14 protein-coding genes and 1 other RNA gene are annotated in these 12646 nt (G+C 60.6%); 7 read left to right on the forward strand and 8 right to left on the reverse strand.

Translation table 11 applies throughout. The annotated features are described in order from the left end of the window. The first annotated feature begins 96 nt into the window (after positions 1-96). From B8991_RS13605 to B8991_RS13615, 3 genes are all read left to right on the forward strand, one after another. Complete coding sequence (locus B8991_RS13605; protein ID WP_084353544.1) at positions 97-462, forward strand: helix-turn-helix domain-containing protein; 366 nt, start codon at positions 97-99, stop codon at positions 460-462. 53 nt (positions 463-515) lie between these two features. Beyond that, complete coding sequence (gene hisN / locus B8991_RS13610; protein WP_084353545.1) at positions 516-1313, forward strand: histidinol-phosphatase; 798 nt, start codon at positions 516-518, stop codon at positions 1311-1313. 114 nt (positions 1314-1427) lie between these two features. Continuing rightward, positions 1428-2210, forward strand: a complete 783-nt coding sequence (locus B8991_RS13615; RefSeq protein ID WP_084353546.1) for a Bax inhibitor-1/YccA family protein — start codon at positions 1428-1430, stop codon at positions 2208-2210. A 251-nt stretch (positions 2211-2461) separates the two neighbouring features. Here B8991_RS13615 and rpmG read toward each other — a convergent pair whose 3' ends face one another. Next, complete coding sequence (gene rpmG / locus B8991_RS13620) at positions 2462-2629, reverse strand: 50S ribosomal protein L33 (protein ID WP_084353547.1); 168 nt, start codon at positions 2627-2629, stop codon at positions 2462-2464. A 311-nt stretch (positions 2630-2940) separates the two neighbouring features. Here rpmG and B8991_RS13625 point away from each other — a divergent pair, with 311 nt between their 5' ends. Next, positions 2941-3414 carry a YciI family protein gene (locus tag B8991_RS13625; RefSeq protein ID WP_412780881.1) on the forward strand — a complete coding sequence of 158 codons (474 nt, stop codon included), beginning with the start codon at positions 2941-2943 and terminating at the stop codon, positions 3412-3414. A gap of 131 nt (positions 3415-3545) precedes the next feature. Here B8991_RS13625 and rnpB read toward each other — a convergent pair. From rnpB to gatC, 5 genes are all read right to left on the reverse strand, one after another. Then, positions 3546-3967: RNase P RNA component class A (gene rnpB / locus B8991_RS13630), an RNA gene on the reverse strand. Between the two features lie 12 nt (positions 3968-3979). Beyond that, positions 3980-4672, reverse strand: coding sequence for an N-acetylmuramoyl-L-alanine amidase (locus tag B8991_RS13635; RefSeq protein ID WP_143514601.1), 693 nt, complete (start codon positions 4670-4672; stop codon positions 3980-3982). Positions 4673-4680: 8 nt separating this feature from the next. Next, positions 4681-5379 (reverse strand): hypothetical protein, encoded by a 699-nt coding sequence (locus tag B8991_RS13640; RefSeq protein ID WP_084353548.1) that lies wholly within the window; start codon positions 5377-5379, stop codon positions 4681-4683. A 37-nt stretch (positions 5380-5416) separates the two neighbouring features. Beyond that, a complete protein-coding gene (gene gatA / locus B8991_RS13645) occupies positions 5417-6904 on the reverse strand; it encodes an Asp-tRNA(Asn)/Glu-tRNA(Gln) amidotransferase subunit GatA (RefSeq protein ID WP_084353549.1) in 1488 nt (495 codons plus the stop codon). Then, on the reverse strand, positions 6904-7191 hold the full coding sequence (gene gatC, locus B8991_RS13650; RefSeq protein WP_084353550.1) for an Asp-tRNA(Asn)/Glu-tRNA(Gln) amidotransferase subunit GatC: 288 nt from the start codon (positions 7189-7191) through the stop codon (positions 6904-6906). Before gatC ends, gatA begins: the two co-directional genes overlap by 1 nt. Before the next feature lie 222 nt (positions 7192-7413). Between gatC and B8991_RS13655 the strand changes: the two genes are divergently transcribed. Together B8991_RS13655 and B8991_RS13660 are read left to right on the forward strand one after the other, a co-directional pair. Beyond that, the gene (locus B8991_RS13655) at positions 7414-8106 is read left to right on the forward strand and encodes a metal-dependent hydrolase (protein WP_084353551.1); all 693 of its coding nucleotides are present in this window, start codon (positions 7414-7416) and stop codon (positions 8104-8106) included. 121 nt (positions 8107-8227) lie between these two features. Continuing rightward, positions 8228-9232 carry a hypothetical protein gene (locus B8991_RS13660; RefSeq protein ID WP_084353552.1) on the forward strand — a complete coding sequence of 335 codons (1005 nt, stop codon included), beginning with the start codon at positions 8228-8230 and terminating at the stop codon, positions 9230-9232. A 201-nt stretch (positions 9233-9433) separates the two neighbouring features. Here B8991_RS13660 and B8991_RS13665 read toward each other — a convergent pair whose 3' ends face one another. Continuing rightward, entirely contained in the window at positions 9434-10009 is a 576-nt protein-coding gene (locus tag B8991_RS13665) for a hypothetical protein (RefSeq protein WP_084353553.1), read from the reverse strand. Between the two features lie 284 nt (positions 10010-10293). Between B8991_RS13665 and B8991_RS13670 the strand changes: the two genes are divergently transcribed. Then, positions 10294-11586, forward strand: coding sequence for an O-acetylhomoserine aminocarboxypropyltransferase/cysteine synthase family protein (locus B8991_RS13670; RefSeq protein ID WP_084353554.1), 1293 nt, complete (start codon positions 10294-10296; stop codon positions 11584-11586). 212 nt (positions 11587-11798) lie between these two features. Here B8991_RS13670 and B8991_RS13675 read toward each other — a convergent pair whose 3' ends face one another. Beyond that, a complete protein-coding gene (locus tag B8991_RS13675) occupies positions 11799-12494 on the reverse strand; it encodes an SIMPL domain-containing protein (RefSeq protein WP_084353555.1) in 696 nt (231 codons plus the stop codon). Positions 12495-12646: the final 152 nt, after the last annotated feature.

Consider the following 12646-nt stretch of genomic DNA (forward strand, 5'->3'; position numbering starts at 1 on the left):
GCTGTAGGGGTGCGCGGCTGTTGCAAATTGAAAGGGCCGTTTCGCGGCTTCTCTCGGTATGTTGTGACATTGGTAAAAGTGACGAAGGAAAAACGTATGACGCACCCTGTAGATGTACATGTTGGCAAGCGTATCCGACACCGCCGCTGGCTCGTCGGCATGACGCAGCAGCAGCTTGCCGAACGTGTGGGAATCAAATTCCAGCAAATCCAGAAATACGAAACCGGCGCGAACCGGGTCAGTGCCTCCCGGCTTTGGGACATCGCCGACGCGCTTGAAGTTCCGGTCAGTTTTTTCTTCGAAGGGCTGGAAACCACGGAAACCGAGTCGAAAGAATCGGCGCCCGCCGACATCCTTGGCGACAAGGAAGCTTTGGATCTGGTGCGCAGCTACTATGCGATCCCGGAAAATCAGCGCCGTCGCCTGTTCGAGCTTGCCAGGGTTCTGTCCGACGTTGCTTGAGCCATCAGCCGGGCTGAGGTAGCTAAAGGCGGATCACATCTGCCGGAGGGACCATGGCCGGATATTCCGACGAAGCGATGCAAGAATTCAGACGGGTGGCTTTCGCGTTGGCGGATGCCGCCCGTTCCGCGATTCTGCCGCATTTCCGCAGCGCATCACTGACCGCCGACAACAAACTTGCTGCGGGTTTCGACCCGGTGACCATCGCCGATCAGGCCGCCGAGGACGCAATGCGCGATGTGCTGTCCAAGATGCGGCCAGACGATGCCGTTCTGGGCGAAGAGTTCGGCGAAATGCCCGGCACATCCGGCCTGACATGGGTGCTTGATCCGATTGACGGCACGCGCGGGTTTCTGTCGGGCACCCCCACCTGGGGCGTTCTGATCGCTCTGGCCGACGAAACCGGCCCGATCCTGGGCGTCATCGACCAGCCCTATATCGGCGAAAGGTTTCATGGCGGGTTCGGCGCGGCGGAATGCATCGGGCCACAGGGCACACGCCGTCTGGCCTGCCGCGCCGCCCGTGACCTGTCCGAAGCCATCGTGTTCACCACATTCCCCGAGATTGGCAGCGACGCGGAACGGACGGCGTTTCAGCGGGTGTCCGCCACGGCCCGCCTGACGCGCTACGGCATGGATTGCTACGCCTATGCGCTGGTTGCCGCAGGTCAGGTGGACCTGGTGATCGAGGCCGGGCTGAACGCCTATGACATTCAAGCCCCGATCGCTGTCATCGAGGGCGCAGGCGGCATTGTCACCGACTGGCAAGGCAACCCTGCCCATAATGGCGGCTGCGCGCTGGCGGCCGCCAATCCGGAAATTCACGCCGCGGCGCTTGCGCTGCTGGGCTGACCTATCTTAGGCAAAGCGTCTCATTGGCCTTGAAAAAAGTTGGTTCTGCTCCGATATTGACGGCAATGGCCGAAGAATGTCTTCGGTCGCCCGGTTCTTCATTCGGAGGCTTCAATGGCTGAATACAACACAATCCGGACAGGTGCGGCAGGCGCTCGCACAGCCCAGATTGACGAGGGTCTTCGCGCCCATATGAACAAGGTCTACGGCACGATGTCCGTCGGCATGTTCATCACCTTCCTCGCCGCTTGGGCGATTGCAGGCCTTGCTGTGACCACGGATCCCAGCGTGACGGGCATCCAGATCGGCACGGACAAGTTTCTGACGGGTCTTGGGCAGGCAGTCTATGCATCCCCGCTGAAATGGGTGATCATGTTCGCCCCGCTGGCGTTTATTTTCTTCGGCATCGGTGCGGCGATGAAACGTCTCTCCGCAGCGGGCGTGCAGCTTGTCTTTTACGCATTCGCGGCGTTGATGGGCCTTTCGCTCAGCTCGATCTTCCTTGTGTTCACCGGCTACTCGATCATTCAGGTGTTCCTTGTGACCGCGATTTCTTTCGCGGGGCTTAGCCTTTGGGGCTACACCACCAAGAAGGACATCTCGGGCTGGGGGTCGTTCCTGATCATGGGCGTGATCGGCTTGATCGTCGCCTCGATCGTCAATATCTTTCTGGCATCCTCGGCAATCGCTTTCGCCGTATCGGTACTGGGTGTGCTGATCTTCGCAGGCCTGACGGCTTACGACACGCAGAACATCAAGAACACCTATCTGGCACATGCTCAGGGTGGTGACAGCGAGTGGCTTGGCAAGGCGGCCATCATGGGCGCACTGAGCCTGTATCTCGACTTCATCAACATGTTCATGTTCCTGCTGCAGTTGATGGGCAATCGCGAATAACCCATCTCTTCAAGACTGACAGACATGACCCCGCCGGACCCATCATCCGGCGGGGTTTTTCGTGCGATATGACGGTGCAAACCAGAACTCTCGCTAGATCGCAGTGCGATCTCATGGACGTTGAGACGCATTCAAGCTCAGACAGGCCCAACGCCTACTCACCCTCGTCCGGAACGAAAAAACCGCGCCAGCCTTGGGGCCGCGCGGTCTTGACTGTAGCTGCCACCCGAACGGGCAGCGGGTGCAAGATCTTACTTGATCTTGCCTTCCTTGTACTCGACATGCTTGCGCACAACCGGGTCGTACTTACGAACGGCCATTTTTTCGGTCATCGTACGCGCATTTTTCTTGGTCACATAGAAGTGGCCCGTGCCTGCGGTCGAGTTCAGGCGGATTTTGATTGTGGTAGGCTTCGCCATGGGTCGTCTCCTGCACCGGGCGCGGATGCGTCCCGTGAATATCCTAGAAGCCGCCTTTTACTGCGACACGCGCCCGAGTCAACCAGTTAGCCGGGTATCTCATCGAAAAAACCCTGTTTTCCTGTTAGTTGATCCAAAACTGCGCGCCACGCGACCAGTTTAGTTGTCCAACTTAGCGTTTGCGTCACCCATTGGTTCGAAGGGAGCCGCTGAAAGGTCCAACTTGGCGAAGGTTTCTGGACCTGCGCTTGTGCCTCTTGCTTGGGGATTGGCATGAACGGAACCACGCGCACGGCACCCAAAACCATGCTATGATCTCGCTGGACGCGCTGGACGAAGATCGCACACGGCTTGTGCTACCCCACGAATGGCTGGAACCCGCCCTCAGCGCGGCTTGTCGGGTGCCGGTGGCACAGGCCCTGCAAAGCATCCATCCCGGCCCTCGGGCCAATTACTTAAAGGAAGGAAATTTCATGCCAAACTTCATCTTTGCATTTCACGGTGGAAAAATGCCCGAGACGGAAGAAGAAGGTGCGGCCGCGATGGCGGCCTGGGAAGAGTGGTACAAGGACATGGGCGATGCGGTGGCCGATCCCGGAAACCCGGTGGGCATGTCCATGACGGTGTCCTCGGGCAGTGTTGACGACAATGGAGGGTCGAACCCGCTTTCGGGCTACACCATTGTCACGGCCGACAGCCCGGAGGCGGCCTGCGAGATGGCCAAGGGCTGCCCGATGCTGAAGGATGGCGGCACTGTCGAAGTCGCCCCCATCATCGAGATGTGATCCACACGGGCCATTCCTGTGGCCGGGGTGGCCATATGAGAACAGCACGATTGGCCACAACAAGGCGGCCCTGTGACCGGCAAGAACGACACATGGCCTTGGGGCAGCGGTGGATGGTTTCGTGGTCAAATTTGCGCGGAGGGCCTGTAAGCCGGATTCTGTTCCCCCGGGGCCGAAACCCTGGGTTCGATGACCATTCCTCTACGGCGCCTGTTGCCAGACGCCTTTAGCTGCCAACCCGGACCTCTGGGCTGAAGCAGCCCTGCGGTGATGTCGGTTGCCCGATCAACCCGCCCGAGGTCCCTATTCGGCATTGCTCCCGGTGGGGCTTGCCATGCGGCGCGTGTTGCCACGCCCCCGGTGCGCTCTTACCGCACCGTTTCACCCTTACCCGTCATAATTTCCTTTGGCGTACCTCCGGTATGACAGGCGGTCTGTTTTCTGTGGCGCTTTCCGTCAGGTTGCCCTGCCCGGGCGTTACCCGGCACCGTTGCCTCAGGGAGTCCGGACTTTCCTCGGAACATTGCTGCCCCGCGGCCATCCGGCCCTCCGCGCAAGCGATCTGTTAGGCGTTGCGTGGCACCGGGTCAACGGGATAGTCACGCGCGAGTTTCAAAGCCAGCGCGCTGTCGGCCCGCGACGCGGGCCCCGTGGCGGCAGGGCGATAGCGCAGCCGAAACGCGGCCAGCTTCGTCGTCATATCCGCGTCGGACGTATAGCCGATTGCTTCAAGCGTCTTGCCCAGATCGTCAAGCTCGGCCGGGGTGTCGTCGCCCTCAGCATCCAAATCGCTATCCGACCAAACTGCGAAGCCCCGCAGCGCCAGCCGCCGCCAGTCAAAGCGCGGACCGGGATCTATCTTGCGGCCGGGGGCAAGGTCGGAATGGCCGATGACGCGCTCTGGCGGCACCTGCCAGCGCGCCGTGATGCCACGCAGCAAATCCTCCAGCGCGGCCATCTGCGGCTCTGGGAAAGGCTCTGCGCCGGTATTGGCCAGCTCTATGCCGACAGAGCGGGAATTCACATCCGACACGCCGCCCCAAGCCCCTGCCCCGGCATGCCAGGCGCGCATCTCTTCATCCACCAGTTGCCAGACCGTGCCGCACCGCGAAATCACATAATGCGCGGAAACCTCGGCCTGCGGATTGCACAACCAGTCCCGCGCCTCTTGGGCGCTGGTCATCGCGGTATAGTGAATCACCACCATATCCGGCCGGGCACCATCACGCCGCGGCCCGAAATTGGGCGAAGGATGCAACAGCGGTGTCAGTTGACCGCGCGCACCGTGCGGAACGGTGCGGGATCCCAAGCGCAGGCATAGCCGTCGCCATCCGGGTCAAGTCCCTTGCGGTCCTTCTGCGGGCCGCCGTTGGCGAGGAAATCCTCTTGCGCCAGATCTGCCGAATCAAACCGCGCACAGTTGCGCTGGAACTTCGATTGGGCGTTAAAGCCGGACCGGCTGAAGATCGGCGTCCCCTTGGGGTTGGACGTCCGCAGCGCGTATTCGACAATATTGGGCCCGCTGGACCCGCTGCGCGTCGGCAGCGCGGTGGGCTGCACGACCTCGTATTGCGCGCGGTTGCGTGCGATGAGGGCTGCGTCACTTTCAATGCTGCGCTCGCCCGACACGGCGTTGAAATCGTTCTCGTCGGAAATGCCCGCCGCGTTCGACACAACCTGGGGCGCTGCGTTGGTGGGCGACGCGTTGATCGGCACCACGCCGGAATTTTGTTCGGCATCATCGGACAGGGCCGCTCGGGCGGCGTCTATCGGATCTGGCGCGCCGTCGGTGATCGGCCCCTGACTGACGGCCGAGACCGGCGGGATGGAACTTCCCTCCAAGGCGACATCGCGTCGGGCGCGATCTTCGTAACTTTCAAAACCGGCTCCCGCGCCGCTATCTGGAATTCCAGGCTGGCAAGCGCCAAGCACAACCAGCGCCAGACCACTAAGTAAAAGCCGCATTTTTGTATCCTGTCATCGGTTCACCGGGTTCCTGCGTCTACCACCATTTTCCGGGTTTTGCCATAAATCCTGCCGCAGCCTCCAGCGCGTAGGCGGTATTAAGCAGATCGCCCTCCTCCCACGGACGGCCAATCAGTTGCAGCCCCATCGGCAACCCCTGCTTGTCCTGCCCCGTCGGCACCGAGATCCCCGGCAGACCGGCAAGGTTCACGGTCACGGTGAACACGTCGTTAAGGTACATCTGCACCGGATCTGCCTCTGCCATCTCGCCCAGACCAAAGGCCGAGGACGGCGTGGCCGGTGTCAGGATCGCGTCGATCCCGGCGGCGAAGACATCCTCGAAATCCTTCTTGATCAGCGTGCGGACCTTGCGGGCGCGGTTGTAATAGGCGTCGTAGAAGCCCGCCGACAGCACATAGGTGCCGACCATGACGCGGCGCTGCACCTCTGGCCCAAAGCCTTCAGCGCGGGTTTTCTCGTACATCTCGGTGATGCCGTCGCCTTGCGCCAGCGTCGCGCGGTGGCCGTAACGCACCCCGTCATAACGCGCGAGGTTCGAGGACGCCTCGGCCGGTGCGATCACGTAATAGGTGGGCAGCGCGTATTTTGTATGCGGCAACGAAATATCGAGGATTTCCGCACCCGCATCGCGCAGCATGTCAGCACCGTCGGCCCACAGCTTTTCAATCTCCGACGGCATGCCATCCATCCGGTATTCCGACGGGATGCCGATTTTCTTACCTTTGATGTCGCCGGTCAGCATCGCCTCGAAATCCGGCACTTGCAGATCGGCAGAGGTGCTGTCCTTGGGGTCGTGCCCGGCCATGGTGCCCAGCACGATGGCGGCGTCGCGCACCGTTTTGGTCATCGGCCCGGCCTGATCCAGCGAGGACGCAAACGCCACAATACCCCAGCGCGAGCAGCGCCCGTAGGTCGGCTTGATCCCGACAGTGCCGGTAAAGGCCGCTGGCTGACGGATCGAACCGCCGGTATCCGTACCCGTCGCGGCCAGACACAGATCCGCCGCAACAGCGCTTGCAGAGCCACCCGAAGAGCCGCCCGGCGTCAGGGCAGTGTCGTCATTGCCGCGCCGCCACGGGTTCACGGCATTGCCATAACAGGACGTTTCGTTCGACGATCCCATGGCGAATTCGTCCATGTTCAGCTTGCCCAGCATCACCGCGCCCGCATCGAACAACTGCCCCGACACGGTGGATTCGTATTCCGGCTTGAAGCCTTCAAGAATGCGGCTGCCGGCCTGGCTTGCCACGCCCTTGGTACAGAAAAGATCCTTGATCCCCATCGGGATGCCGCACATATCCGGCGCATCGCCAGCCTTGATCCGCGCATCAGCCGCGCTGGCCTGTTCCAGCGCCAGTTCCGGCGTCTTGTGCACAAAAGCGCCAAGCGCATCGGCACCCTCGATGGCCGTGAGGCAGGCCTGGGTCAGTTCAACGCTGGTCACATCGCCCGCGCGCATCGCGTCGCGGGCCTCGGCAACCGTCAGTTTTGTCAGATCGCTCATTATTCCACCACCTTCGGCACCGCAAAGAAGCCTTCGCGCGCATCGGGCGCGTTCGCCAGAACCTTGTCCTGTTGGTTGCCATCGGTCACGCCATCGTGACGTCGCGCCAAACGCATCGGGGTGACGGAAACCATCGGCTCTACGCCGTCCACATCCACCTCGTTCAGCTGCTCGATAAAGCCGAGGATGGTGTTGAACTCGCCCGCCAGTGCAGGCAGCGCGTCGTCTTCCACTTTGATGCGCGCCAGTTTGGCCACACGCGCGGCGGTCTCAAGGTCAATCGACATGGAAAGCCTCCCGTTTACAGGTCAGGCCTGCATTTACCGCCCACATGGACGCCCTGCAAGCAGATGCCGCATCAGCCCCTTGGATTTGACCATCAGGCCCTCCCCGACAGCCCGTTCCAATGGGGAAGTCTTATGTAAAGGCCCGTGTGCCAACGGGACGGCTGGACCCTTGCCAGAACCATGCTAGGCTTTGGCAAGACACGGCAAAACGGGAGAAAACACATGAAGATCATCTGGCTTGGGCACGGGTCTTTCCGCTTCGAGATAGGCGGGCTGACGCTGCTGCTGGATCCGTGGCTGACCGGCAATCCGATGCTGAGCGAAGACCGGCACGACGCGGCCACCGAAGGCGCCACGCATATTCTGCTGACCCACGGGCATTTCGATCACGTCACGGATGTCCTGCCCTTGTCGCGCAAACTGGGCGTGCCGGTCGTGGGGCAATTTGATCTGATGAACCACTGGGCCGAAAAGGAAGGCATCGAGACGGTCGGCTTCAACAAGGGCGGCACGGTCGATCTGGGCGGCGTGAAGGTGACGATGGTCCATGCCGTGCATTCCTCGACCTTTGGAACGGAGGACGGGCCGCGCGCTGCGGGCACCGAATGCGGCTTCATGATCGAAGGCGAAGGCCACACGATCTATACCTCCGGTGACACGGATGTGATGGCCGATATGAAAATCTTCAACGACCTGCATCACCCCGATATCGGCATTCTGTCGGCCGGTGGTCATTTCACCATGGACATGAAGCGCGCGGCCTATGCGGCAAAGACGTTTTTCAACTTCAAGACCGTGATCCCATGTCATTACCGCACCTTCCCCATATTGGAGCAAAGCGCCGAGGTGCTGGCACAGGCGCTGCCCGATGCCAAGGTCATCGAGCCGCAAGTTCTGGAAGCGATCGAGATCTGACATCACCCAAACGGCCCCGGCCTGAATGCTCTGCACAGCATCGGGCCACGTTGCACCGCGGGGAATACAACCTATAGTGCGGGCAAAACCTAAAAGGCACAGAGCGAACGGACGCCCGGATATGGCCACGCGCGAGGGGCAGGACCAGACCGTCAATATCATGATCGTCGGTCAATCCGGGCGGTTGCAATACGAGTCGCTGCTCTTTGCGGCTTCGCTGCTGGACGGCCCGAACACCCTGCCCCACAGGCTGATTGTCGCGGAGCCGCAACCCGGGCCGCTTTGGCCGAATGATCCGAGGATCAAGCAATCCGAAGTCCGCGATCTGCTGGAACAGATGGGGGCAGAGATTCGCCCTTTTGAGAGCCTGCATTTTGGCCGGGACTATCCTTACGGCAACAAGATCGAGGCGCTGTCGGTGCTGCCGGAAGGTGAGCCATTCGTGTTTTTCGACACGGATACGCTGATCCACGGCGATCCGGGCTCCGTGCCATTCGATTTCGACCGTCCAGGCGCGTCTTTGCGCCGTGAAGGGACGTGGCCGAAGATAGAGCTGTACGGTCCGGGCTATACCGAGATCTGGCGCGCGCTTTACGACCGGTTCGGGTTGGATTTCGAAAGCTCTCTGGACCGCAGCCAGCCGGATGAATACTGGCGGCGCTACCTCTACTTCAACGCCGGTTTTTTCTATTATCGCTGCCCGCGTGTCTTCGGGCAGCGTTTTCTGGACTACGCGCTGGAGATCCGCGACGCGCCGCCCGCGCCACTGGTTTGCCAGTCCTTTGATCCGTGGCTGGATCAGATCGCGTTGCCGCTGGTCATTCATTCGCTGGGGGGCGGTCGCGACAGTCTGCCAGAGGGGTATCTGGATGGTGAGGTGTCCTGCCATTATCGCGTCCTGCCGCTGCTTTACGCCCGCGAATCCGACCGCGTGATCGAGGTGTTGGAGCGGATATGCGCCCCCAATCGCCTGAAAAAGGTTCTCAAGCAATACGAGCCCATCAAGCGCATCGTCTATCAAGGGCGCGGCCGGAAGGTTCGTGCGTTGTTTGACCAGAACAACCTGCCGGCCCGCGAACAAATGATCCGCAATCAGATCAAGCGCGAAGGTTTCTGGATGCGCTGACCCGCTGACCCGCTGACCCGGCCGGGCATTGCCCTGGTCGATCTACCATGCTGATCTGATGCGCCCAATGTGTCGGCGTTCATCACCAGATAGGAGCCGCAAGTTCGATTGTCAGACAGCCATATTTGTCCGCTCCCGACAGACCCGGCTGGGCGAAAGGGCATCTCCGGACGCCCTTTGAATTATTGTTACTTTTGACCGCTATGCAGCTTTTTCCAGCAACGTGTAGGTCGAGATCACCTCGCCCGCGATCTGGGCGCGAACGACCCGACCAGTCTCGGACTTCTTGCCTCGTGCGCCGACTGCCTTCTTGATGAGTCGCCCCAATTGCTGGTTCAGCGGCGCTTGCGCGCGGGCGGATTTGCCATCTGCATCTGCGCCAATGGCGATATTATAAAGCTCCGCATATGCAGCGTCCTGACTTGCCGAACGCATAACCGTCAGGATGAAGTGCTCGTCAAACTGGCCCGCTGCGTCGATCATGCGCGCCAATTCCACAGTATGGTCGATGACGGCGCGCTTCGCGCGCAACCGCTCTGCCAGTGCATTCCCCGGCTCTGCGTTCTCAAGCACATGGTTCTCCAAGACCTTTTGCATCAGATGGCCAAGATCCACGCCTTGTTTCTTGGCTTCATCGGCAAAAAGTTGACGCACCTCGGGTTCCAGGCTGAATGAAACTTTGGTGGCCTGAGCGATCCGCTTCAGCCGACGTTTGCGTTTGTTGGCAACGTCTGAACCGTCTGTTGGGGACGTAACCGATTCTTCATTGATTTCCATGACAGGATCTCCAAATCAACATACAGAGACAGTATGTCTGGCGTCAGCAGTCCGTCAACGAAACAACCCCGAAACCAGCCGCAATTTCGGCGCAAGTTTAAACAAAACCATGGCAAGAATCTGACAGGTGCAGGTGTCGCCGGTCACACGCAATAGACCCCCGGGGTTCACCGCGCGTCCCGGAGCCGATCCAGACAGTCGGCTCTTGGTGCTCACAGATATTGTGTGCGCTCGGTGGATACCTTAGGCATTTCGAGGACAATTCAACGAGGGAGAACAGCTCAATGACAGATGCCCCGAATTACGGCTTCGAAACTCTGCAAATTCATGCGGGTGCGCGGCCTGACCCGGCCACTGGTGCGCGGCAGGTGCCGATCTACCAGACCACGGCCTATGTGTTCCGTGACGCAGATCACGCGGCGGCGCTTTTCAACCTGCAGGAAGTGGGCTATATCTATTCCCGCCTGACCAACCCGACCGTCGCCGCGCTGCAAGAGCGGGTCGCGACCCTGGAAGGCGGCGCAGGCGCGGTGTGCTGCTCCTCGGGTCATGCCGCACAGATCATGGCGTTGTTCCCGCTGATGGGACCGGGCCTGAATGTCGTGGTCTCCACGCGTCTTTACGGCGGTTCGATTACTCAGTTCAGCCAAACGATCAAGCGTTTCGGCTGGTCAGCAAAATTCGTGGATTTCGACGATCTTGATGCCGTCTCCGCAGCAATTGACGACGATACCCGTGCCATTTTCTGCGAATCCATTGCCAATCCCGGCGGCTACATCACCGATCTGGATGCCATCGCCAAGATCAGTAATGCGGCGGGTTTGCCACTGATCGTCGATAACACCTCGGCAACGCCCTACCTGTGCCGCCCGATCGAACACGGTGCCACTTTGGTCGTGCATTCGATGACCAAGTATCTGACCGGAAACGGCACCGTCACCGGCGGCTGCATCGTCGATTCGGGCAAGTTCGACTGGTCCGCATCGGGCAAATTTCCGTCGCTCTCCGATCCGGAACCAGCCTATCACGGGCTGAAATTCCACGAAACCTTCGGGCCTCTGGCGTTCACCTTCCACGGCATCGCCATCGGATTGCGCGATCTGGGCATGACGCTTAACCCGCAGGCCGCGCATTACACGCTGATGGGGATCGAAACGCTGTCGCTGCGCATGGAGCGCCATGTCGAGAATGCCGAAAAGGTCGCCGGCTGGCTAGAGACTCAGGACAGCGTGGAAAGCGTTACCTATGCAGGTCTGAAATCCTCGCCCTATCACGACCGGGTGGAGCGGATCTGTCCCAAGGGTGCGGGCGGGTTGTTCACGATCCAGTTGAAGGGCGGTTATGACGCCTGCATCAAATTCGTCGACAGTCTGGAGATCTTCAGCCACGTCGCCAACCTGGGCGATACGCGAAGCCTGGTGATCCACGCTGCCTCGACAACCCATCGGCAACTGTCCGATGAGCAGCTGACAGCCGCAGGTGCCGGACTGGATGTGGTGCGTATCTCGATCGGCATCGAAGATGCGGACGACCTGATTGCGGATCTGTCGCAAGCCTTGGAAAAAGCGACGGCCTGAAACCGCTGGCGCGCGGGTTGGCTACAGCCCGCGCGCCCGTTCGTTCAAAGGAAAAGTCGGAAATTCCCGTGCCGGGCTTGACCCGGCACCTCTTGTTTCGCGGCATCTTTTGTTCATCGACGCCGCAAGGGCCCCTGACATAGAACGGGACCCATGCATGTCCCCCCGCGAGTCAAAACATCGCGGAACCGCACCGGAGGAGGGTCGCTGATCTAATCCGCGATCTCATAGACAATCTGCACGTCGGCCGAGACATCCAACTCTCCGGCGGCAACGGGCACAGACCCGCGCGCCATCGACATTTCCGCCATATACGGGCCCGGCGATCCTCCCCCGCGTTCAACAAGCGACTGTACCGCCCCAAGGGTGACACCCGCGGCCTTGGCATAGAGTTCCGCCTTTGCACGCGCATCGGCCACTGCAAGTTGCCGCGCCTCATCCATCAAAGGACGCGGCTCCTGCAAACCAAAGCTCAGCCCGTCCAACGTATTCGCCCCGTCCGACACAACGGCATCCAGCACCTCGCCCAGCCGGTCGAGATCGCGCAACCTGACCGTCACGCCATTTGACGCCGCATAGCCCGCGATGCCCGGAGTTTCCGCAGTCCCTTCGCGGTAGTTCTGACGCAAGGGCGACAGCGACAACCCGGATGTCTGGATATCGCGCGCCTCGATTCCCGCCTCGCCCAACCGATCCAGAATGCGCTGCGTGATGTCAGAGGTTTGGCGCAGTGCTTCGCCGGCCTCTTTGGCCTCTGCCGCAGCACCAAGCCTTAGCGTCGCCATATCGGGAGCAGCCGCCACACGCCCTTCGCCCGTGACCGTGATCTGTCGTAGCGCAGTCTCCTGTGCCGTCGCCATGCTGCCCGCGAGCAGCACTGCCGTAGTCACCCATGCAAGAAATCGCATTCTCTTTACCTCTTCAGAATTGGTGTCTCGCGGCGGATATTCTATACGGCGCGCGCCCGCTGCAACCTCTGTCTTTCTTGTCTCGGCAAAGAGTTGCCCCCATATAGAAAAGGTCGGAGCAAAGACTCCCAAACCCACCCGAGCAGTGATAA

Origin of the sequence: Primorskyibacter flagellatus (assembly GCF_900176485.1) — a bacterium.
GTDB lineage: Bacteria > Pseudomonadota > Alphaproteobacteria > Rhodobacterales > Rhodobacteraceae > Primorskyibacter > Primorskyibacter flagellatus.